At 44.0% G+C, this 373-nt stretch carries 1 protein-coding gene; it reads right to left on the reverse strand.

Going from position 1 to position 373, the window contains the following annotated elements; genetic code table 11:
* On the reverse strand, positions 1-373 hold a 373-nt coding region (locus A3761_RS27130; protein WP_197472882.1), incomplete at both ends, for a hypothetical protein.

The raw sequence follows: 373 nt of genomic DNA on the forward strand, positions 1-373 counted from the left end.
ACTATCTATACTTGTACCACGAGTATCTTTATCTAGCGGCAAAGCGTTATGTACTAGTGTGGAATTGATGATTTCTAGTTCGCCATCGTTCAGGTACAAGCCTCCAGAATGCAATTCAGCACTATTATTAGCGATAGTCGAGTTAATAATGACTGAGCTACCCTCAGCATTGTTATGACCAATACCGACACCTCCGGCAGATGCAGCAGAGTTACCGCTCACCTCAGAGAATGACAGTTCAATCTCGTTATAAGCGTTAATTCCTCCAGAGTGGCTAAACTGGTGCGTGGCCTTATTATTGACAATTCGGCTGTTTGAAATCGAACCTGAAACCATGGCTATGCCGCCAGCGGCTATTTCTGCCTCATTATTT

This window comes from Oleiphilus sp. HI0123, assembly GCF_001635315.1.